24 protein-coding genes are annotated in these 25,443 nt (G+C 71.5%); 12 read left to right on the plus strand and 12 right to left on the minus strand.

Going from position 1 to position 25,443, the window contains the following annotated elements; genetic code table 11:
• The first annotated feature begins 21 nt into the window (after positions 1-21).
• The 3 genes from ACFCVM_RS18515 (at position 22) to ACFCVM_RS18525 (ending at position 4,370) form a co-directional block, all read left to right on the plus strand.
• Entirely contained in the window at positions 22-3,096 is a 3,075-nt protein-coding gene (locus ACFCVM_RS18515) for a sugar-binding protein (RefSeq protein WP_375838205.1), read from the plus strand.
• 160 nt (positions 3,097-3,256) lie between these two features.
• Complete coding sequence (locus tag ACFCVM_RS18520) at positions 3,257-3,667, plus strand: hypothetical protein (RefSeq protein ID WP_375838206.1); 411 nt, start codon at positions 3,257-3,259, stop codon at positions 3,665-3,667.
• A gap of 25 nt (positions 3,668-3,692) precedes the next feature.
• Positions 3,693-4,370: an NUDIX hydrolase gene (locus tag ACFCVM_RS18525; protein ID WP_375838207.1), complete on the plus strand. Its 678-nt coding sequence runs from the start codon at positions 3,693-3,695 to the stop codon at positions 4,368-4,370.
• A 39-nt stretch (positions 4,371-4,409) separates the two neighbouring features.
• On the opposite strand, the gene ACFCVM_RS18530 is transcribed toward ACFCVM_RS18525, so the two are convergent.
• Positions 4,410-4,700 carry a DUF4287 domain-containing protein gene (locus tag ACFCVM_RS18530; RefSeq protein ID WP_375838208.1) on the minus strand — a complete coding sequence of 97 codons (291 nt, stop codon included), beginning with the start codon at positions 4,698-4,700 and terminating at the stop codon, positions 4,410-4,412.
• 109 nt (positions 4,701-4,809) lie between these two features.
• The gene (locus ACFCVM_RS18535; RefSeq protein WP_375838209.1) at positions 4,810-5,169 is read right to left on the minus strand and encodes a hypothetical protein; all 360 of its coding nucleotides are present in this window, start codon (positions 5,167-5,169) and stop codon (positions 4,810-4,812) included.
• 82 nt (positions 5,170-5,251) lie between these two features.
• Here ACFCVM_RS18535 and ACFCVM_RS18540 point away from each other — a divergent pair, with 82 nt between their 5' ends.
• Positions 5,252-6,127 (plus strand): LLM class flavin-dependent oxidoreductase, encoded by an 876-nt coding sequence (locus tag ACFCVM_RS18540; protein ID WP_375838210.1) that lies wholly within the window; start codon positions 5,252-5,254, stop codon positions 6,125-6,127.
• 72 nt (positions 6,128-6,199) lie between these two features.
• On the opposite strand, the gene ACFCVM_RS18545 is transcribed toward ACFCVM_RS18540, so the two are convergent.
• Entirely contained in the window at positions 6,200-8,113 is a 1,914-nt protein-coding gene (locus ACFCVM_RS18545; RefSeq protein WP_375838211.1) for a choice-of-anchor A family protein, read from the minus strand.
• Positions 8,114-8,313: 200 nt separating this feature from the next.
• Here ACFCVM_RS18545 and ACFCVM_RS18550 point away from each other — a divergent pair, with 200 nt between their 5' ends.
• A complete protein-coding gene (locus ACFCVM_RS18550) occupies positions 8,314-8,691 on the plus strand; it encodes a PLDc N-terminal domain-containing protein (RefSeq protein WP_375838212.1) in 378 nt (125 codons plus the stop codon).
• 61 nt (positions 8,692-8,752) lie between these two features.
• Positions 8,753-9,634 (plus strand): alpha/beta fold hydrolase, encoded by an 882-nt coding sequence (locus tag ACFCVM_RS18555; RefSeq protein WP_375838213.1) that lies wholly within the window; start codon positions 8,753-8,755, stop codon positions 9,632-9,634.
• 9 nt (positions 9,635-9,643) lie between these two features.
• On the opposite strand, the gene ACFCVM_RS18560 is transcribed toward ACFCVM_RS18555, so the two are convergent.
• Entirely contained in the window at positions 9,644-9,943 is a 300-nt protein-coding gene (locus tag ACFCVM_RS18560; RefSeq protein WP_375838214.1) for a DUF1905 domain-containing protein, read from the minus strand.
• Between the two features lie 198 nt (positions 9,944-10,141).
• Here ACFCVM_RS18560 and ACFCVM_RS18565 point away from each other — a divergent pair, with 198 nt between their 5' ends.
• Positions 10,142-12,733 carry a fibronectin type III domain-containing protein gene (locus tag ACFCVM_RS18565; protein WP_375838215.1) on the plus strand — a complete coding sequence of 864 codons (2,592 nt, stop codon included), beginning with the start codon at positions 10,142-10,144 and terminating at the stop codon, positions 12,731-12,733.
• A gap of 94 nt (positions 12,734-12,827) precedes the next feature.
• Here ACFCVM_RS18565 and abc-f read toward each other — a convergent pair whose 3' ends face one another.
• Positions 12,828-14,474, minus strand: coding sequence for a ribosomal protection-like ABC-F family protein (gene abc-f / locus ACFCVM_RS18570; RefSeq protein WP_375838216.1), 1,647 nt, complete (start codon positions 14,472-14,474; stop codon positions 12,828-12,830).
• Between the two features lie 221 nt (positions 14,475-14,695).
• On the minus strand, positions 14,696-15,496 hold the full coding sequence (locus tag ACFCVM_RS18575; protein ID WP_375838217.1) for an alpha/beta fold hydrolase: 801 nt from the start codon (positions 15,494-15,496) through the stop codon (positions 14,696-14,698).
• A gap of 95 nt (positions 15,497-15,591) precedes the next feature.
• Here ACFCVM_RS18575 and ACFCVM_RS18580 point away from each other — a divergent pair, with 95 nt between their 5' ends.
• From ACFCVM_RS18580 to ACFCVM_RS18590, 3 genes are all read left to right on the plus strand, one after another.
• Positions 15,592-16,221, plus strand: a complete 630-nt coding sequence (locus ACFCVM_RS18580) for a TetR/AcrR family transcriptional regulator (protein ID WP_375838218.1) — start codon at positions 15,592-15,594, stop codon at positions 16,219-16,221.
• Between the two features lie 63 nt (positions 16,222-16,284).
• Positions 16,285-17,808, plus strand: coding sequence for an ATP-dependent DNA ligase (locus tag ACFCVM_RS18585; RefSeq protein ID WP_375838219.1), 1,524 nt, complete (start codon positions 16,285-16,287; stop codon positions 17,806-17,808).
• 48 nt (positions 17,809-17,856) lie between these two features.
• A complete protein-coding gene (locus ACFCVM_RS18590) occupies positions 17,857-18,792 on the plus strand; it encodes an aldo/keto reductase family oxidoreductase (protein ID WP_375838220.1) in 936 nt (311 codons plus the stop codon).
• 18 nt (positions 18,793-18,810) lie between these two features.
• Here the strand turns inward: ACFCVM_RS18590 and ACFCVM_RS18595 are convergent, their stop codons facing one another.
• Positions 18,811-19,137 carry a hypothetical protein gene (locus ACFCVM_RS18595; protein ID WP_375838221.1) on the minus strand — a complete coding sequence of 109 codons (327 nt, stop codon included), beginning with the start codon at positions 19,135-19,137 and terminating at the stop codon, positions 18,811-18,813.
• Between the two features lie 137 nt (positions 19,138-19,274).
• Here ACFCVM_RS18595 and ACFCVM_RS18600 point away from each other — a divergent pair, with 137 nt between their 5' ends.
• Positions 19,275-20,147, plus strand: coding sequence for an intradiol ring-cleavage dioxygenase (locus ACFCVM_RS18600; RefSeq protein ID WP_375838222.1), 873 nt, complete (start codon positions 19,275-19,277; stop codon positions 20,145-20,147).
• On the opposite strand, the gene ACFCVM_RS18605 is transcribed toward ACFCVM_RS18600, so the two are convergent.
• From ACFCVM_RS18605 to ACFCVM_RS18620, 4 genes are all read right to left on the minus strand, one after another.
• On the minus strand, positions 20,131-20,649 hold the full coding sequence (locus ACFCVM_RS18605) for a gluconokinase (protein WP_375838223.1): 519 nt from the start codon (positions 20,647-20,649) through the stop codon (positions 20,131-20,133). The genes ACFCVM_RS18600 and ACFCVM_RS18605 overlap by 17 nt on opposite strands.
• Positions 20,650-20,691: 42 nt before the next feature.
• The gene (locus tag ACFCVM_RS18610) at positions 20,692-22,857 is read right to left on the minus strand and encodes a LuxR C-terminal-related transcriptional regulator (RefSeq protein ID WP_375838224.1); all 2,166 of its coding nucleotides are present in this window, start codon (positions 22,855-22,857) and stop codon (positions 20,692-20,694) included.
• A 65-nt stretch (positions 22,858-22,922) separates the two neighbouring features.
• Complete coding sequence (locus ACFCVM_RS18615; protein WP_375838225.1) at positions 22,923-23,162, minus strand: hypothetical protein; 240 nt, start codon at positions 23,160-23,162, stop codon at positions 22,923-22,925.
• A 32-nt stretch (positions 23,163-23,194) separates the two neighbouring features.
• Positions 23,195-24,088 (minus strand): class I SAM-dependent methyltransferase, encoded by an 894-nt coding sequence (locus tag ACFCVM_RS18620; RefSeq protein WP_375838226.1) that lies wholly within the window; start codon positions 24,086-24,088, stop codon positions 23,195-23,197.
• A 180-nt stretch (positions 24,089-24,268) separates the two neighbouring features.
• Here ACFCVM_RS18620 and ACFCVM_RS18625 point away from each other — a divergent pair, with 180 nt between their 5' ends.
• Positions 24,269-25,060 (plus strand): siderophore-interacting protein, encoded by a 792-nt coding sequence (locus ACFCVM_RS18625; protein WP_375838227.1) that lies wholly within the window; start codon positions 24,269-24,271, stop codon positions 25,058-25,060.
• A 9-nt stretch (positions 25,061-25,069) separates the two neighbouring features.
• Here the strand turns inward: ACFCVM_RS18625 and ACFCVM_RS18630 are convergent, their stop codons facing one another.
• On the minus strand, positions 25,070-25,426 hold the full coding sequence (locus ACFCVM_RS18630; RefSeq protein ID WP_375838228.1) for a cupin domain-containing protein: 357 nt from the start codon (positions 25,424-25,426) through the stop codon (positions 25,070-25,072).
• Positions 25,427-25,443 lie beyond the last annotated feature (17 nt).

The raw sequence follows: 25,443 nt of genomic DNA on the forward strand, positions 1-25,443 counted from the left end.
GAGCGTCCAACGGAGGACCGCATGAAACGTCATCACGCAATCCTGCTCACTTCGCTGATCGCCGTCGCCGCACTCATGGGCCAGGGCACAGCCGTCGCCGCGACGATGGGCAACGGCAACTCGGGGCCGCCGGATGCGGCGCTGAAGTTCGAGGTCGGAGACCCGTCGATCGCCACGGAGACCGACCGCGAGAAGATCGACATCATGGGCATCTGGGCCCACCCCGACGACGACGCCGGGTTCACCACGCCGTGCGGGGTCTGGAACGACCTCTACGGCGTGCGGTGCGGCATCATCATGGCCACGAGGGGCGAGGGCGGATCGAACTCCGTCGGCCCCGAGGCGGGCCCCGACCTCGGCATCCGCCGCGAGAACGAGGACCGCACCTCGCACATCCGATCCGGCACGGTCGACATCTTCAACCTCGACCGCGTCGACTTCTTCTACAACACCTCCGCCCCGCTGACCGCGAAGGTCTGGGACGCCGAGGAGACCCTGAGCCGCACCGTGCGGATCATCCGCGAGACCCGGCCCGAGATCCTCGTCGGCAGCACGCCGTCGCTCGCGGCGGGCCACGGCAACCACCAGTACGCGCAGGGGCGCATGATCTGGGAGGCCGCGGCAGCCGCCGCCGATCCGGGCCGGTTCCCCGAGCAGCTCACCGGCGTCGGCGCCGTCGACCCGTGGCAGGTGAAGAAGATCCTCGCGGGCGGCCTCACCACGGGCACCGGCGGCACCGCCGCAGCCAACTGCAACGCGGGCTTCGTGCCGGCCGCGTCGAACCCCTTCACGGTCGTCGGCACGTGGACGGGCTACGAATCGCCGTACGTCTGGGCCGACGGCAACCTCGCCGGTCAGGCCGCCGGCTCCGCGAAGACGTGGGCGCAGGTCGGCCGCGAGGGCGGCCGTGCGCACCCCACGCAGGCCCGCACCATGCAGACCGCGCTCGTCGACCCGACCTGCCAGCGCTACGGCGTCTCGGAGTCGATCGTGCCGATGCAGCCGAACTCCTCGCCGGCTTCGGCGAACGACGACGCCGTGCTCTACGGCGCCGTGATCGCCGACCCGGGCGGCATGCCCCTGGGCTCGGAGTTCTCGCTCGACGCCGAGGAGTACTTCGAGGCCGCAGGCGAGCCGTTCACCACGACGGTCACGCTCCGCTCCGGTGACGGCGCGCTCGGCGGCGGCACGGTGAGCCTCGTCGTACCCGCCGGCTGGCAGGTCTCCGAACCCGTCGAGGTCGACGGCGTCGGCGACGCGGATGCCACGCAGGCGACGTTCACCGTCACGCCCGCGGTCGACGCGGCACCGGCCGTCTACAAGCTCGCAGCGGAGTTCGCCGGCGACGGCGTCACCGCCTACAACGACGCGCGCATCGAGCTCGTCGCACCGGTCGAGGGTCGCTTCGAACGCTGGGGCACCGCGGCCGAGTACGAGCAGTGGACGCAGGACAACGACGCCTACGTCGGCGGCCGATCGAAGGCCGTCGCACAGGTCGGCGCCGGCGAGACGGTGACCGTGCCGGTCGAGGTGGCCAACCGCAGCGCCGCCGCCGAATCGGGCACGGTCGACCTCGCGGTGCCGGCGGGCTTCACCGTCGACGCGGCGAGCAAGCCGTTCGCCGACCTCGCACCCGGCGCGACGACCACGATCCCCTTCGTGGTCACCCACGCCGATCCGGCCGACCCCGGCAGCAGGACGGAGACGTTCACGGCGACGACCACCTCGGGTGCGGGCGTCTCGACCGAGAGCGAGACGGTCTACCTCGTGCCGACCGTGGTGATCCCGCAGCTGGGTGCGGCACCAACGATCGACGGAACCGCCGACGAGCTCTACACCGGTCAGCCGATCGACGTGGGCACGCGCTGGGAGGGCGCCGAGTGCGCCGCCGACGGCGTCGACTGCGGCGACGGCGGTCTCGCCCGCCTCGGCTGGTACGACGACGCGCTCTACGCGCAGATCCACGTGACCGACGACGTGGCCAGCGCTGCTTCGACGCCCGACCGCTGCTTCGGCCACTGGCTGGTCGACTCGGTGGAACTGCTGCTCGATCCGCGCGGCGACTCGCTCGACACCTCGTCGACGTTCAAGCTCGGCATGTTCCCGTTCACCGACGACGCCGAGGGCACGAACGGCAACGGGGCGAACGGTCCGTGCTGGTCCCGTGACGCCGACAACCACCAGGGCTTCTCGACCGGCCCGCTCGCCGAGACGGTCGAAGGCGGCCTGAACGCCGAGGGCGTCGAGGTCGCGGTCCAGGTCGTGCGTCAGGCCGACGGCACGTACGCCGGGGGTGGATACGACATCGAGGTGAAGGTGCCGCTCTCCCAGTTGCCGGCGGCCGTCGGCCCGACGAGTGCGGTGCCCCAGGGCGACGCAGCGTTGAACGACGTCGATCCCGAGTACCTGGGGCTGAACGTCACGCCGTACGACTCCGACACGCAGAACTTCATCGGGCAGACCCGAACCGCGTGGTCGGCGTTCGGCAGCCAGCAGTCGGAGCCGTATCGATGGGGTCACGCGTACCTCGACGGGTACGCGCCCCCGGCTGATCGGTCGATCGAATCGGCAGAGCCGATCATCCCCGACACCGCCCTCCAGGGAGTGCAGTCGCCGCAGACGGTCGCGCAGTCGGCGACACGGGGCGGCACGATCTCGGGCGTGCAGCCGAGTGATGCGATGTCCATCTCCGATGTGAAGATCCAGCAGAAGAAGCTCAGCCTCTCGTACCGATCGGGCGAGGCCGGCACGGTCCGCGTGTTCCTGTGGAAGGGCGACACGTCGTTCATCCCGGTGTGGACCTCGAGCTGCGCCGGCGACGTCTACGGCTTCGAGGCCTGTTCACCGTCGGATGGCGCGGCTCCGCCGTGGGCTCCCGACATGAGCGGCCGGCTCCTGGCCTCGTTCGAGCAGGAGGTCGACGCGGGCAAGGGCAAGCTGACGGTGCCGATCGACGCGAGCATCCGCTCGGCGCTCGCGAACGACGCGCAGATCCTCGTCTCGTACGCCGAGCAGCCCTCGGGCGATGCGGCGACCGGCGACGGGGTGAACGCGTGGAGCTTCCCGATCGAGGCGACACGCCCCGGTAAGGGCTGAGCCCCGGCAGGCGACGCGTCGCACCGCGAACGCCCGGCCCTCGTCTGGAGGGTCGGGCGTTCGCCGCGCCCAGGTCTGGGCCAGCCGACGGTTGCCTCGGCTTCCGTGACGAGCAGGACGACGCCATAGGGTGGGCGTACACATCGGGCCGGAGGTCGACATGGCACGCAGCGACGTTCCCACGAGCACCACACCCCGCACGATCGCGCGAATCGCGCTCGCCGCGGGCCTGGTCTTCGCCGGGGTGAGCCATCTCTTCTGGGCGCGCAAGGAATTCCGGTCGCAAGTGCCGTCGTGGGTGCCGATGGATGCCGACGGCGTCGTCGTGGCATCGGGCGCGGTCGAGATCGGGCTGGGCGCGGCGCTCGTCGCGCTGCCCCGCGAGCGGCGGCGCATCGGCTGGATCGTCGCGACGTTCTTCGTCGCCGTGTTCCCGGGCAACATCGCGCAGTTCACCGAGAAGCGAGCCGCATTCGGCCTCGATTCCGATCGGGCGCGCGGCATCCGTCTGCTCTTCCAGCCGTTGCTCGTGGCGCTGGCGATCTGGTCGACCGCCGAGCCGCGGCGCTGACATCGGCGGCCCGTAGGGTGGGGTCATGCCCGTAGCCGCCGACGCACGTGCCGAGCTCATCGCCCTCTGCGAGCGCGGCCTCGAGTGGCACCCCGAGCTGCCGAAGAACCGAGCGGATGTCTCGGCCCTCCGCCCAGCCGCGGTGCTCGTGCTCTTCGGAGTGCTCGACTCCGTGCCCGGCGACACGGGCGGCCCGGTGCCGCGCGACCTCGACGTGCTGCTGCTGCGTCGTGCGGCGACCCTCGGCAGCCACGCCGGGCAGATCGCCTTCCCGGGCGGCCGGCTCGAGGCATCCGACGCCGGGCCGGTGGCCGGCGCGGTGCGCGAGGCCCGCGAGGAGACCGGGGTCGACGTCGACGGCATCGAACCGCTCGGCACGCTGCCGCCGATGCCGGTGCCCGTGAGCAACCACCTCGTGACGCCCGTGCCCGCCTGGTGGACGCGCCCGTCGGAGGTGGCCGCCGTCGATCACGACGAGTCGGTCGAGGTGTTCCGGGTGCCGGTCGGCGAGATGCTCGACCCGGCGAACCGGGCGAACACCGAGCATGTCTTCAGCGGTCGCACGTATCGCTCGCCCGCCTTCACCGTGAACGGCCGCATCGTGTGGGGGTTCACCGCGCTCGTGCTCTCGCGCATGTTCGACGAACTCCGCTGGGCGGAGCCGTGGAACCACGATCGCATCGTCGAACCCGACGACCTGTAGCGCGCGGTGCGCGCCCGCCCGGCGGCATGGGCGAATCGGCTAGCCGTTGGGGTTCGTCGCCGCCCCGTCGAGCCAGAGCGTGTCGGTGGCGTCGCGGTGCGCGCCGTCGGTGCCGACGTGCTTGGTGCTGATCTGCGGACCCTTCGTGATGACGTGCACGAGCGCCATCGCGTGCCCTTGCCCGAGGCCGTAGTCCTCCTTCAGCCACGCCACGATGGGCGTCGCCTTCGTGCCCTCGCCGAAGCCCTTCTCGGTCGCGAGCTCGACGAACTGCCGCGGCGTGAGCCCGGTCTTCTGCTCGATGTTGTCGAGGTAGGCCTGGAATGACATCTGGTTCCCTTCACGGATGCCACCCGGCATCCCCTCGAACAGACTCGGGCGCCGGGGCATCCGCTCGCCAGTGTTTCGATGTGGGCCGAAAGGTCGGGGGGCGCGTCGCTCAGAGGAACGAGTAGAACGCGGTCTGGCCGAACCCGATGAACGCGCTCAGCACCTCGGCACCGCCGAGGGCGGCGCCCGCGGCCGCGAAGCCCTTCGGCGCGCCGCGACGCAGGAGCACGAGCACGCCGAGCACCAGTGCCGCGATTCCGAGCACGAGCGAGAGCACGTTGGCGAGCAGCCCCAATCCGCTGATGAGCTCGTACGCCGCCGGCAGCCCGGTGCTGATCAGCAACGGCGCGGCGAGTCCGAGCAATCGGGTCACGAGCACGACGCCGGCGCCGATGACGAACGAGATCACCCCGAGGAGGCGGAAATTCGTCGTCGAGCCCTGGGTGGTGGTCGGTGCGGAGTCGCTCATGCGCCCATCATGCCCGATGCGCGGAGCGTGGTTCGTGGCGTCCGCGGGTGCCGCCGTCGGCGGGTGCTGCCAGAGTGAGGGCATGCGACGAATCGGTGCGATCTTCCAGCCCGCGTTCCCACCTGAGCGGCTGCGTTCCGCCGTCGAGGCGGCCGAGGCCGGGGGAGTGCCCGAGCTCTGGCTGTGGGAGGACTGCTTCCAGCAGTCGGCGTTCGCGTCGGCCGCTGCCGCGCTCGCGTGGACCGAGCGACTCCGCGTGGGCATCGGCGTCGCGCCGATGCCGCTCCGAAATGTCGCCGTCACCGCCATGGAGATCGCGACGCTCTCGCGCATGTTCCCCGGGCGCCTGCTGCCGGGCGTCGGCCACGGCGTGCAGCGCTGGATGGCGCAGACCGGCAGTCGCGTCGCGTCGCCGCTCACGCTCATGCGCGAGTACGTGCCGGCGCTGCGGCAGTTGCTCGCCGGCGAGGAGGTCTCCGCCGACGGCCGCTACGTGAAGCTCGACCGGGTGAAGCTCGACTGGCCGCCGGCCGAGGTGCCGCTCGTGTACGCGGCCGGCGAGGGGCCGAAGACCCTGCACCTCACCGGCGAGGTCGCCGACGGCACCGTGCTCACCGGCGGCACGACGGCCGAGCGCGCTGCCGAGGCCGTCGCCGCGATCGCGGCCGGGCGCTCAGCCGCAGGCCGCGATGGGCGCAGCGAGGCGGTCGTCTACCTCATGGCGGCGTTCGGCGGCGGCGAGGCAGAGACACGCGTCGCGCACGAACTCACGCAGTGGAACATGCCCGAAGACCAGCGCACCGCAGCGGTGGGCGACGTCTCGGCGGTCGCCGACGTCGCCGAGCGGTTCTTCGCCGCGGGCGTCGACGCGGTCGTGCTGCAGCCGACCTCCGACGAGCCCGACCTCGAGGGGTTCATGCGCGGCGTCGGCGAGGTCGCGGGGCTCATCGCGCGCTGAGCGGTTCCGGCTCCTCGCGAAGGCGAGGGCGGATGCCTCGGGGCCGACGGGCCCCGAGGCATCCGCTGGGCGTCAGGCGGTGCGTCGGCGGCGCACGACCAGCGCAGTGACGCCCGCCGCGACGAGGATCGCCGCGAGGAGCGCCGGCACGATGGCCTGCACACCGGTGCTCGCGAGGCCCGTCTCGTTGCCCGGCGTTCCGGGAGCGGGGTCGATCGGGGTCGGCACGACCGGGGCATCCGTCGCCGTGTTGGTGACCGTCACGAGGGCCGCAGCACCATCGGCGATCGTCACCGTCTCGGGGCTGAACACGGGAGTGCCCCACTCGACGCCGTCGATCTCGGGCAGGTCGATCTCGGTGAACTCGACGACGGTGCCGACCGGCAGGCCCTGCGGACCGTCGACCGCGACGCCGTCGGCGCGCACGGTCAGCGTGCCGGTGACCGACGCGCCGTCGACCTCGTACCGGTACTGCACGGTGTACGCGGTGTCATCGGGAACGAGGGCGGATGCCTCGCCGCCGAGCGCCTTCGCGACCGAGAAGCCGCCGACCGCGCTCGGCGAGTTGGAGTTCGCCGTGTTGGTGACCGTGACGCGCACGACCTCGCCCGAGGCGATGGTCACGACGTCGGGGCTGATCGTCGCGGTGCCCCACTCCACGCCCGGAACGGCCGGCAGGTCGACCTCGCTCAGGTGCACGACCGTTCCGTCGGGGAGGCCCTGCGGTCCGTTCGCGACGGTGCCGTCGGCGCGCAGTGCCAGCGTGCCGGCGACCGGGCCCCCGGCGAGCTCGTACTCGTAGGCGAGGGTGAAGATCGTGTCCGCGGGCACCATGGCCGCACCGCCGCCGATCACGAGCTTCGCGGCGCTGAAGCCGCCGCCGCAGCCGAGTGAACCGCCGCCGGTCCAGGGGTAGTTGTGGTGCTCGTTACCGACCCCCGAGTAGCTCAGGTCGCCGCCGACGTGGAGCCGCCCGTTCGTGCTCGCCGTCACCTCGGTGGCCGCGCTGGGGGCGAGCACCGACCCCATGAACTGGCTCGAGCCGCCGAGCAGCAGCGACGTGGCATCGGTGACGTTCCAGAGGATGCGGGACGCCGCATTGCCGAAGTTCGGGCTCGAGAAGGCGTCAACGCGTTCGCCGTTCAGCAGGAAGTAGTTCGGCGCGAACGAGACGGTGCCGCCCGAGACGTTGACGAGGATCGGAACGCCTGCTGGGATGCCCTCGAAGGCGACCTCGACGGTCGACGCCAGCGCGGCGCCGTCGAGGTCGAAGACCTGCATCGCGTCGCCGGGAGTGCCCGTGAAGGTCGCACGCCCGAACGCGATCGAGGTCGTGCCCGTCGCGGGGAGTGCGCCGAGGGTCGCGGAGGTGTCGTCGACGACCGACTGGAAGTCCGCGTTCGGGGCCATCGCAGCGGCCCGGCCGAGGTCGAGCGTGAGGGCGGCGCCGTTCGTGTCGAAACTGCCGGTGGCCGAGCCGCCGGCGGCGACCGCGCCGCCGCCGTCGAGATTCGCTCCGACGTGCACGCTCGTGGTCGGGCCGACGGTGATGTCACCGCCGACCGCGAGCATGGTCGAGCCGCCCGGGGGCACGATGCCCGAGCCGACGCCGACGGTGCCGACGTTGAACACGCCGCCGTTCGCCTTGTCGAACACGGCGTCGCCGTGCACGAGCAGGAGGCCCTCGGATTCGGCGGAGCTGCCGGTCGCGAGGTAGTCGCCGCCCGCGAAGACCGCGACGTTCGAGTCGGTGTAGGTCGGCACGTTGCCGATGCCCGGCATCTCGCCGGGCGGCGGGCAGAACGGCGCGGGGGCCGCCGCGGCCCGGGTCGGTGCGGCAGGTGCGGCTGAGGCGGGGGCGGCTGAGGCCGGCGCGGCGGCGAGTGCGACGGCGCCGGCGAGGGCCAGGCCGGTCGCGGCGGCAGCGGCGACGACCGAGCGCAGGGGGGAGCGGGCGCGCAGGCGCGTGGGAGTTCGGGTGTTCACGGGTCTCCGGGGGATCGAAGGATTCGAGACGACGGGTTCCGCCTCACTGGAAGAGATGTCGCATCGACGCGATCATGACGCCGGAAGTAAGGACTCTTGGCTTTCTCCCAGATTGGACGATGCGCGCCGCTCGCCGAGATGGGCGGAGTTCTGCGTTCGGGCCTCGCCTTCGAGGCGCCCGTGCCCCTAGGCTGTCGGCCATGCTCGCCGTCTTCCCCGTGATTCTGCTCGCCGCAATGGTGATCGCGTTGATCGACATCATCATGCGCGACGACTGGCAGGTGCGGCACCTGCCGAAGTTCGGGTGGATCCTCCTCGTCATCCTCCTGCCGCTCATCGGCACGCTGCTGTGGTTCCTGCTCGGCCGCGAGTACGGCGGAGCCGCCGCGTCCGAGGGCATCGGCTCGCTCCTCGCGCAGCGGAGCGCCCAGGGGTCGCGCTCGCAGCCGCCGCCGGTGCAGCAGCCCAGCACGACCGAGCAGCAGCTCGCCGACCTCGATCGCGAGATCGAGTATTACCAGCGCCGTGCGGAGCTCGATCGCCTGAAGCGCGAAGCCGACGGCGACGTCGCTCGCTAGCGAGCCTGCGGCCTGTGGAGAACTCCTCCGGGCGACGTCGTGAGCTGCGAGTATCGAACGGATGCCCACCTTCGCAGCGTTCGACGGAACCGAACTCGCCTTCCACGAGCACGGAGACGGGGCGGCGCGGCCGCTCGTCTGCGTTCCCGGGGGCCCCATGCACGACTCCCGTTATCTGGGCGACCTCGGTGGGCTCTCCGCGCACCGGCGCCTGATCCTGTTCGACCCTCGGGGCACGGGAGCCTCCGGCGTTCCATCCGACCTGTCGTCGTATCGATGCGATCGACTCGTCGACGATCTCGAGGCATTGCGCGAGCACCTCGGCTTCGACCGGCTCGACGTGCTCGCCCACTCGGCCGGCACCAACCTCGCCGTCATGTACGCGGCCAGGTACCCGCAGCACATCGATCGGCTCGTGCTCGTCACCCCGAGCGCTGCCGCGCTCGACCTGACGGTGACCGCCGAGATGCGCCTCTCGGTCGCACGGCGGAGGTCCGCGGAGCCGTGGTTCGCCCCGGCGTACGCCGCGTTGCAGGCCATCGTGACCGGCGACGGCGAAGACTGGCAGGCGATCGACCCGTTCATCTACGGGCGATGGGATGCTGCGGCGCAAGCGCATCGAGCCGACGACGAGCGCCGTCGCAACGATGAGGCGGCCGCCGTCTTCGCCGCCGACGGGGCGTTCGATCCGGCGGCGACACGGGCGGCCCTCGCCGACTTCGCGGGTCGCGCGCTGCTCGTCGCGGGCGAGACGGACCTCAATTCGCCGCCCGCGATGGTCGCCGAGATGGCCGCGCTGCTGCCCGGCGCCGAACTCGTGGTGCAGCCCCGCGCCGGCCACTTCCCGTGGCTCGACGACGCCGCGGCGTTCACCGCGGCGGTCGAGGGATTCTTGCGCTCCGAGGCATCCGAGGTGCCCGAATCGGTCGTGTCCACGGGCTGAGCGCCAGGGTCACGCCGGCGGGCGAACTGCGACCGTCACCCGCACCTCGACCGCGTCGCCGACCTCGAGTCGCTCAGCGGCACGCACCCACGCCTTGATCGGCACGATGTACCCGCCGTCCTTCGGCCAGAGCGACGTGGCCCACTCGCTGCCGCCGATGTGCACGGTGACCGGGATCATGCCCCAGCCGTAGGTGACGATCGCCGCGACGGCCTCGATGGCGTCACTCTCGTCGTCGGGCACGGTGAGGAAGTGCCACGGCGCCGGACCGCGCCAGAACCAGATCTCGCCCGCGAAGGTCAGCTCCACCGGTTCAGGATACGGCTCGCCGGCGACACCCCCGCGGGGTGCACTCGGTTCACCTCCCGGTCGCCTCGAGGCCAGCTCCGCGACATCCGTGCCCGATTGCATGACGGAGGGACTCGACGCGCGACCTTCGACCGCCGGACCGGCGAACGAGGGCCGCGCGCGAGCGTGCCCGCACCGACCCTGCAACGAAGGACTCACATGACCACGACGAAGAACGCGACGCGCTGGGGGAGGCGGGGTGCGGTGTCGACCGCGCTGCTCGCCATGCTCGCCGGCGTGCTCGCGGCGCCCGCCCCGGCGCTCGCCGCAAGCGATGTGCCCACCGACCCGGTGATCTCGACCGGCGCGACCACCTGGAAGTACCTCGACGACGGCAGCGACCCCGCGCGCGGCGCGACGCCGCTCCGCGTCTGGACCACGACCGGATTCGACGACAGCGCCTGGAAGTCGGCGCAGGGCAGCTTCGGCGCCAAGGGCGGCAAGCTCGCGCCCGTCGGCCCGCAGACGCCGAAGACGCTGCTGAACCAGTACCTCGACGGCAACGCGGCACCCGACGTGCCGACCTTCTTCTTCCGCACGACCTTCGACCTCGCGGCCGGCGTCTCCGACGAGGTCGGCGGGGTCGTCGGCGACCTCGTCTACGACGACGGCGCGGTGGTCTGGATCAACGGCGAACGCGTCGCCGGCTTCGACGCCGACCGCGTGACCGAGACGACCAACGTGGAGTACGCCGGATCGGGCGCCTCCGACCCCGCGCCCGGCCACTTCGAGGTCGACGGCGACGTGCTCGTCGACGGCACGAACACGGTGGCGATCGCGCTCTACCAGGATCGTGCGACGAGCTCGGACATCTACCTCGACATGACCTCCCTCCGGCTGCTGCCGGCGAGCGAGCCCGGCGTGCCCGTCGCGGTGCCGCCGACGCGCGTCATCATGACGCCGACGGAGACGCCGACGACCTCCCAGTCGTTCTCGTGGCTCGCGGGCGACGTCTCGCACACGAGCGGCCAGGTGCAGATCCGCGCGGCGGCGGGCGGCGACGTCCGCACCGTCGACGCCTACTCGGCCGGCACCGTCAACGGCAACCCGAAGCAGCACTTCTCGGCGACCGTCGACGCGCTCGCTCCGGCGACCGCGTACTCCTACCGCGTCGGGCTCGAGGGTGCCTGGAGCGAGTGGCACGACTTCACGACGGCCGACCCGAACGACAGCGACTTCCAGTTCGTCTACTACGGCGACGCGCAGATCGGCCTCGACACCACGTGGCCGTCGGTCGTGCGCCAGGCCGAGGCGACCGCGCCCGACTCGATCGGGTCGGTGCACGCCGGCGACCTCATCAACACCGGCAGCAACGAGACCGAGTGGCTCAACTGGTTCAAGGGGATGGAGACCTCGGCGGCGACCACGAACGTCATGGCCGCCCCCGGCAACCACGAGTACTCGGGCGACAAGCTGCTGAAGTCGTGGAAGGCGAACTTCGAGTACCCGCACAACAACCCGACCACCGCGACCACGGGCGACCTCGCCGACCTCGCCGTGGGCGACACGGATGTCGCGAAGCAGTACGCCGCCTACTTCGAGCACTGGACGCAGTTCGCGGCCGAGACCGTGTACTTCACCGACTACCAGGACATGCGCTTCATCACGCTGAACGCGACCCGCGACACGACCTTCCTCACGCCCGACGTGCTGCCCGGCTGCGCAGGCGCCGACTGCCCGTCGACGAAGGTCGCCCGGCTCTGGACCGAGTTCCAGGCGGCCTGGCTCGACTACGTGCTCGAGTCGAGCCCGTCGAAGTGGAACGTCGTGACGTTCCACCAGCCCGTCTACTCGGCGTCGGAGGGGCGTGACGAGCCCGTGCTGCGCGAGTACTGGGTGCCGATCTTCGAGAAGCACGACATCGACCTCGTCATGATGGGCCACGACCACACCTACGCTCGCGGCTACAACAACGACGACGTCACCGAGACCCCCGGCATCACCGACGGACCGGTCTACATCGTCTCGAACTCGGGCGCCAAGCACTACGACCTCGAGACCGACGAGAAGAACGTCTGGACGAACAACAACGCCACGCAGGTGCTGCGCGGGGCGGGCGTCACGACCTACCAGGTCATCGACGTCTCGGACGACACCCTCGTCTACCGCTCCTACCTCGCCGAGAAGACCTCGGCCGCGACGACCGACCTGCCGGTCGGCGCCGTGTACGACGAGTTCACGGTGACGAAGCGGGACGACGGGCGCAAGTGGGTCACCGAGGCCGGCATCGAAGCACCCGTCGACCCCGAGCCCGGCACCGCTCCGGAGCCGGTCGACCCCGCCGAGCTGACCGATGACACCCGCGGCGACGTCACCGTTCCGGCGAACGTGACCGTCGGCGTGCCGTTCACCGTCGGCCTCGGCGAGGCGAAGGCGGGCACGGAGGTCTGGGCGTGGCTGTACTCCGAGCCGACGCAGCTGGGCGCAGCCACGGCCGACGCCGCCGGCGAGTTCACGACCGTCGTCCCCGCCACCACGGCACCCGGTGAGCACCGGCTCGTGGTGCAGGCGGCAGACGGACAGCTCATCGGCTGGGCGCCCGTGCAGGTGAGCGCCGCCCCGACCGGCGGCGGCAGCGGCGGCACCGGCGGCGCCGGCGCGGGCACTGCAAGCGGCGACCTCGCGAGCACGGGCGCCGAGGCATCCGCTGCGCTGTGGGCGGCCGGTGTGCTGCTCGCGCTCGGCGCGATCGTCTCGGCGATCGCACTGCGCCGCCGTCGCCTCGCTGCCGACACGACGACGCAGGCATAGTCGACGGGCGAGCGGATGCCGCGGCATCTGCTCGCCCCCAGCGCGAACGCCCGGCCGGCTCCACCGGTCGGGCGTTCGTGTTCATCAGGTCGCATCAGGCGCCGATCAGGCCGCCGCTCACGTGCAGCCGACGCCCGGCGAACCGGGCCCGCATGCGCCGATCGTGCGAGACGAGCACGACCATGCCCGGAAAGCCCTCGAGCGCGAGCTCGAGTTCGTCGACGAGCGCGGGGGCGAGGTGGTTGGTCGGCTCGTCGAGCAGCAGTACGTCGTGACGCGAGGCCACGAGCAGTGCGAGCTCGAGCCGTCGGCGCTGGCCGTAGGAGAGCGCCGACAGCGGCAACCCGAGATCGTCGGGTCGGAAGAGCCCGAGGGAGCCGAGCGTCGCCTCGGCCGTGTCGAGGTCGATTCGGCCTCGCGCGGCGAACGCCTCGATGAGCGACTCGTCGGTCGGGGTGATCGTGCTCGCCTGCTGCAGGTGACCGATGCGTCGCGGCGCCGACACGGTGCCGACGTCGGGTTGCAGTTGCCCGGCGATGAGCTGCAGCAAGGTCGTCTTGCCCGCGCCGTTCGGCCCGGTGACGAGCAGCCGCTCTCCCGGGTCGATGCGCAGGTGGTCGACGGCGAGCCGTTCGCCGACCCGCACGGCGGTGAGCTCGACGGCGAGGCCGGCGGCCTTCGCGGCATCCGCTGCACTCGACGTCGCGAGTTGCGGCGTGAATGCGAGCGGCTCGGGCGGTGCCGCGACCGGGTGCTCGACGAGCCGCGCGACGCGCTCCTTGGCGTTCCGGATGCGACTCATCGAGCCGTGGTCGCGGCTGCGCATGCGGAACTGCCCGACGCCCATGCCCGCCTTCTCCGCCTTGCGCGGGATCGCATCGACGCGGGCGGCGTTCGCCGAGGCGAGCTGCCGATGCCGGGCGAGCTCCTCCTTCCACGCTGCATGCGCCTCGATCGCCTGTCGGCGCTCGCGCGCCTTCGCCGCGACATAGCCCGCGTAGCCGTCGCCGTGGCGAGCCACCGTGCGGGCGTCGACCTCCCAGACGACATCGGTCAGCGCCTCGAGGAACGCGCGGTCGTGGGTCACGGCAACGACCGTGCCGCGGTGAGCGCGGAGTCGCCGCACGAGCCATTCCCAGGCGTCGTCGTCGAGGTCGTTCGTCGGCTCGTCGAGCAGCAGCAGTTCGGGGTCGGCGGCGAGCGTCGCGGCGAGCGAGACCCGCGAGCGCTCGCCGCCCGAGAGGCTCGCCCAGTGGCGAGCACGATCGAGGCCGCCGACGCCGAGCGCGGCGAGGGCGACGCCCAGACGATGGTTCGCCGCGTGCCCGTCGCGAGCGGCGAACCGCTCGACGAGCCCGCCGTACTCGTCGAGTGCCACGGCGAGCTCGGACCCGTCGAGGCTCGAGAGTGCCAGCTCGGCGGCGGCCACCTCCCGTTCGAGGGCGCGCAGTTCGGCCAGTCCGGCGTCGAGCGCCTGCTGCACGGTGGCGGATGCCTCGAGGTCGAGCGTCTGCGCGAGGTGTCCGATGCCGCCGGGCGCGGTCACGTTCACGTCGCCGTCATCGGGTGCGAGGCCGCCGCCGATGAGGGCGAGCAGGGTCGACTTGCCCGAGCCGTTGTCGCCGACGATTCCGACGCGCTCGCCGGGTCGCACGGTGAGGTCGATGCCGTCGAGCACGAGGCGGTCGGCGAACCGCTTCGTGACGGTGCGCAGGGTCAGCTGCAATGGGGATCGGTACATGGGAATCCCTTCAGGGGGACCCGGGGTCGCACGCGGCAGGCCGGCGGAATCGAGGCCGGTGGCGGGCAGCACGGCGAAGCCGAAGAACGACGCCCGGGATGGTCGGTGAGGTGCGCGCGACGCACGCATCGGAAGCCGCGGAGCGAAGCTCGACGCGATCGACCACCTAGGAGTGAATCAGGGTACCCATCGAGACGACCACAACGCAGACGTGCGAGCTGCTATTCCGGATCGCTGTGCCGGGCGTCGGCGGCGTGCACGAAGGCGGCGAGTTCGGTGGCCATCGACTCCGGCTCCCAGCCGTGCTCGCTCCCGGGCATCGCCTTCCACGTCGCGCCGGGGATCGCCGCGGCGACGGACTCGGCGGCGGGCGTCATGATGTCGTAGGTCTGTTCGCCCACCATCGCGAGCACCGGCACCCGGATGCCGCCGAAGAGCTCGGCGTGCGGTGCGGACTCGGCCCAGGCGAGCGATTCGCCGTCGGGTCGCAGGCTCGGCGCCTGGTCGATCATGGCCGGGATGCTGCGCACGATCTCGAGGATCTCGGGCGGCATGTCCCGCATGTACGCGTCGAGCGCACCGCCGTGGTCGCCGGAGTCGATCAGGCGATTCACCTCGTCGGCCCATTCGCGCCCGCCGCTGTCGGGCGGGGCGAGCGGCGCCTCCCAGAGGGCGAGGCCGTCGACGGCGAGCCCGTCGACCGCGGCGCGCAACGAGATCGAGCAGCCCGAGGAATGGCCGCAGAGCACGGCGTGCCCGCCGGCTGCGCCGATCAGGGCCTCGATCGCGGCGAGCTCGCGCTCGAGCGTGATGACGCCCGAGGCGGCGCTCTCGCCGCGGCCGACGCGGTCGTACACGATCGCCGTGACGCCGAGGCCCGCGAGGAGCTCCGCTGTTCCGGTGGTCTCCGGGTCGATCTCCCGCCACGGGCCGGCGCCGGCGACGAAGACGAGCGCGGGCCCGGAGCCGTGGCGGTCGTAGGCGATGCGATCGCCGGCGGTGGAGACGACGAATTCCGACATGGTGCTTCCCTTTCTGGAGATGATGCTCGAACTGGACTGACCAGTTTGATTTGATCAAACTAGACTGTCCAGTACTGAACCTCAAGGGAGGAAGCATGGCCAGAACGGACGAACTGCCGCGTTCGGAGCGGAAGCGCCGCGCGATCCTCGCCGCCGCGGAAGACCTCTTCCTGCGGAACGGATACCTCGGCACGAGCATGGACGAGCTCGCCGAGCTGTCGGAGGTCTCGAAGCAGACCGTGTACGCGCACTTCGGCAACAAGGAGTCGCTGTTCGTCGAGCTCGTCTCGTCGATGACTGCCGGGGCGGGCGACGGTCTGCACGACCTCGACGGGCATCCGGCACCCGACGACGATGTCGCCGGCTCTCTCGCCCGCTACGCCGCCGACGAGCTCGCCGTCGTGATGACGCCGCGCCTCCTGAAGCTCCGGCGGCTCGTCATCGGCGAGGTCGAGCGCTTTCCAGACCTCGCGCGCGCGCTCTACGAGAACGGACCGGCTCGCGCCATCCGCTCGCTCGCGATCACGATGGCCGCGTTCGCCGAACGCGGCCTGCTCTCGGTCGACGACCCGATCGAGGCGGCGACGACCTTCAACTGGCTCGTCATGGGTGCGCCGATGAACGAGGCGATGCTGCTCGGCGACGGGGCGATCCCCGATGCCGCTGCCCTGCAGCGACATGCCGTGCATTCGGCACGGGTGTTCGTCGCCGCCTACGGCGCCTGACGAGAGCCGAGCGCCGGCGAGCCGTCGCGGCGGCATGTCGGACGCCGGTGGGAGACTGGCCCGGTGCTGCTCGATGAACTCGTGCTGACCGCCGACACCGTCGCCTCGACCCGCTCGCGCCTCGCGAAGATCGAGGCGCTGGCCGAGCTGCTGCGCCGACTCGAACCCGACGAGATCGCACCCGCCGTCGGGTTCCTCGTGGGCAAGCCGCGGCAGGGCCGAGTGGGCGTCGGATGGCACGGGGTCGCCGCCGCGACCGGGGAGCCCGCCGCCGAGCCGTCGCTCACCGTGGGCGAGCTCGACGCCGTGCTCGATCGACTGGCCGCGACATCCGGTGCCGGTTCGTCGGGCGAGCGCGCCCGCGAACTCGCGGAGCTCATCGGGCGCGCGACCGATCGCGAACAGGGCTTCATCGGCAGGGTGCTGCTGGGCGAGGTGCGCACCGGTGCGCTCGAGGGCGTCGTCACCGACGCGATCGCCAGGGCGGCCGAGCGCCCGGTCGCCGGCGTGCGCCGCGCGGCGATGCTGTCGGGCGACCTCGGCGAGACGGCCCGACTCGCGCTCACGGGCACCGAGGCCGAGCTCGACGCCGTCGGCCTCGTCGTCGGCCGGCCCGTACTGCCGATGCTCGCCGCCACCGCCTCGAGCGCGGCCGCGGCGCTCGAGACCACCGGCGAGGCGTCGGTCGAGTTCAAGCTCGACGGCGCCCGGATCCAGGTGCACCGCACGGGCGACGAGGTGCGCGTCTTCACCCGCAACCTCGCCGACGTGACCCGGCGACTGCCGGAGGTCGTCGACGTCGTGCGGCGGCTCCCGGTGCACGACGTCATCCTCGACGGCGAGACGCTCTCGCTCGATGAAGACGGGGCACCCCGCCCGTTCCAAGACACGATGTCGAGCTTCGGGGCCGAGTCGGCGAGCGAGACGGTGCTGCATCCGTGGTTCTTCGACGTGCTGCACGTCGACGGGCGCGACCTGCTCGACGAGCCGCTCTCGACGAGGCTCGCCGAACTCGAGCGCATCGCGCCCGGGCATCGCATCCCGGGTGAGATCACGGCCGACCCCGCAGTGGCCGAGCAGGTCTCAGCCGATGCCCTCGCCGCAGGCCAGGAGGGCGTCGTGGTCAAGGCGATCGGCTCGCCCTATGCGGCGGGCCGGCGCGGGTCGAGCTGGATCAAGGTCAAGCCGGTGCTCACCTACGACCTCGTCGTGCTCGCGTGCGAGTGGGGGTCGGGCCGGCGCACTGGGTGGCTGTCGAACCTGCATCTCGGCGCCCTCGACCCGATCGGCGAGTTCGGCGAGCCCGGCGGCTTCGTGATGGTCGGCAAGACCTTCAAGGGGCTCACCGACGAGCTGCTGCGCTGGCAGACCGAGCGCTTTCCGCAGATCGAGACCCGGCGCACCGAGCACACCGTGTGGGTCGAGCCGAGCATCGTCGTCGAGATCGCGATCGACGGCGTGCAGCGCTCGAGTCGGTATCCCGGCGGCATCGCGCTGCGGTTCGCGCGGGTCAAGAAGTACCGCGACGACAAGACGGCGGCCGAGGCCGACACGATCCAGACGCTGCGAGGCCTGCTGCGCGCCTAGTCTGGATGCCGGGCCCGACGATCGACCGTCGGGAAGACGAGGAGCACCGTGAAGACCATCACTCTGGCCGGAACCGAGATCGCGGCACCGAACGTCGTGCTCGGTCTCATGCGCATCTCCGACAAGAGCGACGACGAGGTTCGCGAACTCGTGCGCACGGCACGCGACGCGGGCATCGACTTCCTCGACCACGCCGACATCTACGGCACCGAACTGCACGGCTGCGAGCGCCGCTTCGCCGAGGCGATGCAGCTGACCCCGTCGCAGCGCGCCGAGCTCACGATCCAGACGAAGGCCGGCATCGTGAAGGACGGCCCGTACTTCGACTTCTCGTACGAGCACATCATCGAGTCGGTCGACGGTTCGCTCGCCGCTCTCGACACCGACTACATCGACATCCTGCTGCTGCACCGCCCCGACGCCCTCGTCGAACCCGAAGAGGTCGCACGGGCCTTCGACGAGCTCGAGGCCGCCGGCAAGGTGCGGGCGTTCGGGGTGTCGAATCACACGCCCCGCCAGATCGACCTGCTGAAGCGTTACGTGCGCCAGCCGATCGTCGCCAACCAGCTGCAGCTCTCGATCACGCACTCGCCGATCATCGCCCAGGGCATCGCCGCGAACATGCAGTCCGAGGCGCAGTCGGTCACGCTCGACGGCGGCGGCATCGTCGACTACTGCCGCCTCAACGACATCACGATCCAGGCGTGGTCGCCGTTCCAGGCCGGCTTCTTCACGGGGGTCTTCCTCGACTCGCCCGAGTACCCCGAGCTCAACGCCGTCATCGATCGCCTCGCCGCCGCCTACGAGGTGCCGCCCATCGCGATCGCGACGGCGTGGATCACCCGCCACCCGGCGAACATGCAGGTCGTGCTCGGCACGACGAGCCCCGAGCGCGTGGCCGCAGCCGCGCTCGGGTCGGCGCTGCCGCTCACCCGAGCCGAATGGTACGAGCTCTTCCGCGCCGCCGGGCACCTCGTGCCCTGACGGTCGCCGGCGCCCCGTCTACGGCGTGATCGAGTCGACGAAGGCGTGCGCCTCATCGGCGATCTCGCGCCACCGATCGACCCCGTCATCGAACGGCACCACGGCCCATTCGCGCATCGGGCGGCCGCGCATGACCATGTTGTCGAGCGCGAGCTCGTCGATGCGCGTCTCGGGCAGTTTCACCACGAGACCGCCGCTGTTCGCGACGAAGGCGAAGAGCTTGCCGCGCACCGAGACGCCGTCGGAGCCGAACATCCGAGCGATCGCGACGTCGGGGCGCGCCAGCAGCTCGGGTGCGATCTCGTCGAGTCGGGCGCGGCCCGTCTCCCGTGCGCTCGTCGGCATGGTGTGCTCCTTCCGACCTCCATTGTTCGCCGACCGGTCGATGAGCGGAACCCCCATAGGAACCTCATCGGCGGCGCACAGCACGACCACTGCGCCTCTGTCCAGGCTGGTGCTCCGTTGAGACGAAGGAGCAGCCCATGACGACCGACCCCCGCTGGATCGACGAGCACGGGGACGTGATCGACGAGGATCACCGCGGCCTCGTCTACGACATCCGCACCCTCGTCGACCGCCGACGCATGCTCGGCATCTTCGGCGGCATCGGGCTGACGACGCTGCTCGCCGCCTGCGCGGGCGGCGAGCCGGAGCCGAGCGCGAGCGCGACCGCCAACAACACTGCGAGCCCGACGCCGAGCCCGTCGGCGTCGGCCGAGGCATCCGGCCCCCTCGACGAGGTGCCAGACGAGACCGGCGGGCCCTACCCGGCCGACGGCTCGAACGGCGTCGACGTGCTCGATGATTCGGGCATCGTGCGCAGCGACATCCGCTCGTCGTTCGGATCGTCGACGACGGTCGCGCAGGGCGTGCCGCTCGCGATCGAACTGACGGTGCGGGATGCCGCGACGGGCAGTGCGCTCGTCGGTGCCGGGGTCTACCTCTGGCACTGCGACCGCGACGGCGCGTACTCGCTCTACTCGCGCGGCATCGAGGACGAGAACTACTTGCGCGGCGTGCAGGAGACCGACGCCATGGGCACCGTGCGCTTCACCTCGATCTACCCGGCCTGCTATTCGGGCCGGTGGCCGCACCTCCACTTCGAGGTGTACTCCGACGTGGCGAACGCCGTCGCGTCGGGCCCGATCGTGAAGACTTCGCAGATCGCCCTGCCCGAAGAGATCAACGCCCTCGTCTATGCCACGAGCGGGTACGAGCAGAGCGTGCGGAACGCCTCGCAGGTCAGCCTCTCGAGTGACAACGTGTTCGGCGACGACGGCGGGATCCACCAGATCGCGAGCATGTCGGGCTCGGTCGCGGGCGGATACACCGCGGCGCTCACGATCGGGGTGTGATCGCCTCGAGGAACGGACCGAGGCCGGCGACGGCGCGGTCGACGATCTCGGTGGGCGCACCGTCGACGTCGACCGTGATGCCGGCCTCATCGGCCGAGAGCGGCTCGAGCACCGCGAGCTGGGAATCGAGCAGGCTCGCCGGCATGAAGTGATCGATGCGGGCGGCGGCCCGCGCCGCGAGCAGCGCGTCGGAACCGTGCAGGTGCACGAACACAGTGGAGGGCGCGGCGTCGCGGAGGCGATCGCGATACGTGCGTTTCAGGGCCGAGCAGGCCATCACGATTCCCGTGGTTGCCGCCTCGAGCTCGGCGCCGACCACGTCGAGCCATGGCTCGCGGTCGGCATCGTCGAGCGCGGATCCCGCGGCCATCTTCGCCACGTTCGACGCGGGGTGCAGCTCGTCGGCGTCGCGGAACGGCAGTCCGAGGCGCTCGGCCAGCGCCCGACCCACGGTCGACTTGCCGACGGCGGAGACGCCCATGACGACGATGCGAACACCCATGACGCAGTTCTAGCACCTGGGCATCGCCCGCTGCTCGCGGTGTCACCGTGCAGCCGCGCCCAGGCGCTCCCGGATCGCGGTCTGGTTCGCGCGATCACCCGCGGAATCGGCGAACCCGAGCGCCTGCTCGAGCAGCACCGCCCGGCGGACCGGCTCCGCATGGTCGGCCTGCAGGATCAGGCTGCGGGTCGTGCACCGCACATCGCCGAGGCGCCGGAAGACGTCGACGAGCTCGTCGATGCCGGTCGTGACGCCGGGCACCCCGAGCATCTGCTGCACGAGTTCGGCATGCGCGAGCTCGTGGTCGTTGCCCGCCGCTCGCGCGTAGGCCGCGCATTCCGCCGCCCACGCGATCGCCTGCTCGGTCTCGAGGCCGGACTCGGCCGCGGTCAGGGCCATCATGTACCGGGCATTGCTGACGTGCGTCGCGTCGCCGGCGCGGGCGTATCCGTGCATCGCGGCATCGAACTCGGCGATGGCCGCCGCTGCATCGGCGAGCTCGGGGCCGCGCACGGCGATGCCCCGCATCTGGTGCACGGCGGCGAGCTCCCACTCGTCGTGCAGGGCGAGTGCGAGGCGCTCCGCGATCGCGAGGTGGGCGACGGCGTCGTCGGTGCGACGACGATACGCGGCGGCGAGGCCCGCGAGATGGTGCGCCGCGAGCTGCGATCGATCATCGTCGGCGATCGCGAGGGCGCGCTCGGCGAGTTCGTCGACGAGTTGCACGTCGAAGTACGAGAGCGCGTTGCCGATCGCCAGCAGCTCATCGGCCGAGGCCGTCGACAGCAGCCGCTCGTCTCGCGCCGCCATGGCGAGCGTGCGCACGCTGTCGACATCCGAACCGTACTGCTCGATGCCGATCGCGAGGTCGGCGGCGAGCGGCAGTGCGCACGGATGCCCCGCGGCCAGCGCCCAGCGCAGCGCCGCGTTCACCTCGGGGCAGATGCGGGCCGAGAGGCTCATCGCCTCGTGGCTGTCGTCGGTGCGGGCGCGCACGACGAACGTCGATGCGAGGTCGGCGTAGTACTCGGCGTGCCGCTCGAGCACGTCACGCACGTCGGCCGGATCGCTCCGCGCCAGCACGTACTCGCGCATGACCGCGAGCAGCCGGAATCGCCGCGGATGCCCGCCGGCGGGCACGAGCATGGAGTGGTCGAGCAGGCGGAGCACGACGCCCTCGGCCCCGGGGTGCGTCACCGCGGCCGCCAGGTCGACGTCGAAGGTGCGGGGGAGTGCGCCGAGGCGGCAGAGCACGTTCCGCTCGTCGTCGGTGAGCAGGTCCCACGTCCAGTCGAACGCCGTGTCGAGGGTGCGGTGCCGTCCCATCGGCACCGCGCGGTCGAGGGTCGTGAAGTCGCGCTCGAGACGGGAGGCGAGCTCGGCCAGGGAGAGGTGGCGGGCGCACGCCGCGGCGAGCTCGAGCGCGAGCGGCAGGCCGTCGAGTCGTGCGGCGATCTCGCCGGCGAGGTCGCGTTCCGCAGGGGTGCTGACGAGCCCTCGGGCGCCGAGGCGCTCGAGGAGCATCTCGGTCGCCGCGGCGTCCGTGCCCGAGGCATCCAACGGCGCCAAGCTGTGCACCCGTTCGCCGGCGTCGCCGATCGGCGTGCGCGAGGTGGTCACCACCCCGAGGCCCTGCGTGCTCGCCAGCAGCCGGCCGACGACCTCGCCGACCGTCGGCCCGACGCGATCGACGTTGTCGAGCACGAGCAGGTACGGGCGGGCGCCGAGCGCCACCGCGAGGGCGGCCGTGATGTCGGTGCCCTGACTCGACTCGAGGTCGAGCGCCCGTGCGATGCGGGCGACCACGTCGCCGGCCTCGGCGTGTTCGAGTTCGACGACGATCGGAGCCCGCTCGCCGTGCCGCCGGCTCGCGAACTCGAGCGCGAGCCGCGTCTTGCCGACGCCGCCCGGCCCCACGATGGTCACCCAGCCGCTCTCGTCGACGAGGTCGGCGACGGCGCCGACATCGGCGTCGCGGCCGACGAAGGCGTTGCGCGGCAATCGAACGGATGCCTCGTGCCGCTCACCCGCCGCGGCGACGAGCGCCGCTCGGCTGTCGGCGCCGAGCTTGCGACGGAGGCTCGCGATATGGCTCTCGACCGTGCGCACGGAGATGAACAACTCCGCTGCGATCTCGGGGTTGCTGAGGCGCCGCTCGATGGCGGCGAGCACCGCGCTCTCGCGCGGCGTGAGCGATTCGCCCGCCACTCGCCCAAGTGTAGGCGCGCGGCGGGCGTGCCGCACCGGTCTGGTCGTGCTCTCGGGCGCCCGGGTCACGATGTGACGGGGGTCGGCCCTCCGCCGTGGCCGGTCCGCGAGAACGCGGCCGCCGACAGCGCGAGCCGGCGACGCCACCGCACGAGGAACGGCGGGCGCGAGACATCCGTCACGTGCGGCTCCGCGTTCTCGGCGGCGCGTTCGGCGATGAGCCTGCGCCGCTCGAGCTCGCGGTTCAGGCGATCCTCGCCGCGGTGGTGCAGTTCGAACACGAGGTAGTCCTCGCTGAGGTACATGATTCTCCTTCGGGGGGATTCGCCGACCGTGGTCAGGTTCGGCGTGCGGTGACCAGCAGGTACTCCCACTGCAGGGCATCGCCGGTGGTGCGGAGACCGTGGGAACGAGCGAGCTCGACGAGTGCGTCGTCGAGGGCGCGAACCTGGTCGGGGTCGTCGGCGATGCGGTGGTAGACCGCGATCGTCGGTCCGTAGTTCCGCTTGAAGTAGTCGCGGAACTCCTCGGGCGAGGCGAAGTGATCGACGGTGACGTGCTGCCGTCGCGCCTCGAACTCCTCGACGTCGTCGCCGAGCAGTTCGCGCACGTGCGATTCGTCTCCCCAGAGCGGCGCGGGCTCTGCGCCCTCCGGCAGGGGAGTGGCGAACGGCTTCATGGTCTTGAACATCTGGCCGATGAAGCCCTCGGGCGTCCAGCTCAGCACGCCGATGCGTCCGCCCGGACGCGTCACGCGGAGCAGTTCGCCGGCCGCGCGACGATGGTGGGGCGCGAACATGACGCCGACGCACGAGACGGTCGCGTCGAACGCGTCGTCGTCGAACGGCAACGCCTCGGCATCGGCCTCACGCCACTCGAGCTCGGCCCCGGCCTCCTGTGCGCGGCGTCGGCCGGCGTCGAACAGCTCGGGGGCCAGGTCGCTCGCGACGACGGCGCCGCCGCGGAGTGCGGCGGGGATCGCCGCGTTGCCGGAGCCTGCGGCGACGTCGAGCACCCGATCTCCGGGGCGCACGTCGACTGCGTCGACGAGCACCGGTCCGAGGGTCCAGATGAGATCGGCGGCGAGCGTCGGGTAGTCGCCCGAGGCCCACATCGCACGGTGCTTCGTCTTCAGCACTCGATCGGTCGTCGTCGGGTCGATCGGGCTGGAGCCGGGCTCGGGCGATGTGGTGGCGGTGGCAGCGGCCCGCGAGGCCGGTGATTCGGTCATAGTCGTCTCCTCGACGCACTCGTGAATGGGGATGTGCGGCAATCGTGCGCGCTGACGGGCGCCGCCGCATCCGTGCTGCACACTGAGGTTTTCTCAGTGCCTGCGCTGGCCGTGAACTCGGGGTGGTGCGAGTTCCGGGTCGAAAGGTAAGGTAAGGGTTACCTAACTCAGGAGGCTTCGTTGGCGATCAGCAACATCGAGATCACACACGCGACGACCGGTGTCGTCGAGGTGGAGGTCGCACGTGCGGCGCGCATCTCACCGCACTTCGTGCGGCTGACCGTCGCGGGCGACGATCTCGCCGACTGGCGCCATCTCGGGTTCGACCAGTGGTTCCGACTCGCGGTGCCCGTCGCCGGTGACACGAGGTTCGACAACCTCTCGGGCACCTACGACATGGCGGGCTACCTCCGCTACCTGACACTGCCGCGGGCCACGAGGCCGATCATCCGCAACTACACGGTGCGCGAGTTCCGGTCGGAGTCGCTCGAGCTCGACATCGACTTCGTGGTCCACGGCGACGACGGCATCGCCGGGCCGTGGGCCGCCAGACTGCCGATCGGGGCATCCGTCGCGCTCATCGACCAGGGCTGCGGCTACCGGCCGGTGGAGGCCGACCGAACCCTGCTCATCGGCGACGAGAGCGCGATGCCTGCCCTCCTCGGCATCCTGCGCGACCTGCCGCGCGATGCGCGAGGCGACGCGCTCATCGAGCTCGCCGACATCGACGACCGGCAGCACGTCGAGGCGCCCGACGGCGTCGACGTGCACTGGATCGTGCGGCGACCCGAGCAAGCGCCGGGCGCGGCGGGCCTCGAGCACCTGAAGCAGCTGCCGGCGCTCGAGGGCTCCGTGTACGCGTTCGCGGCCGGGGAGTCGAAGCTCGCGACGGGCGCCCGCCGCCACCTCGTCGGCGAACGCGGCGTGCCGAAGGGCAACGTCACCTTCTGCGGATACTGGCGCGCGAACTGACGTGCGGCGCTACTCGGCGAACTCCTGCACGATGACGTCGGATGCGTGGATGCAGACCATCCGCAGGCGGCCGGTGCCGGTCGCGACGAAGCGGTGCCACATGTTCGCCGGCGCGGTCGCCGTGTCGCCCGCGGTCGCGATGAACTCCTGCTCGCCGATCGTGATCCGCACCTCGCCCTCGAGCACGATCCACGTCTCGGGGTACGGGTGGCGATGGAGGTCGGGCCCCTGCCCGGGGTCGTTGTCGACGAGGAAGTACGAGACCGCGGCCCCGTGATCGCGTCCCTCGAAGCGGAGCGTTCGGCCGGAGCCGAGCCGGATGGCGTCGGCCGGCACGATCGGCGGGATCGATGTCGTGGTGGTCATGAGGCGTCCTCTCGTGC

The organism is Agromyces sp. NPDC056389 (genome assembly GCF_042262385.1).
Lineage (GTDB): Bacteria > Actinomycetota > Actinomycetes > Actinomycetales > Microbacteriaceae > Agromyces.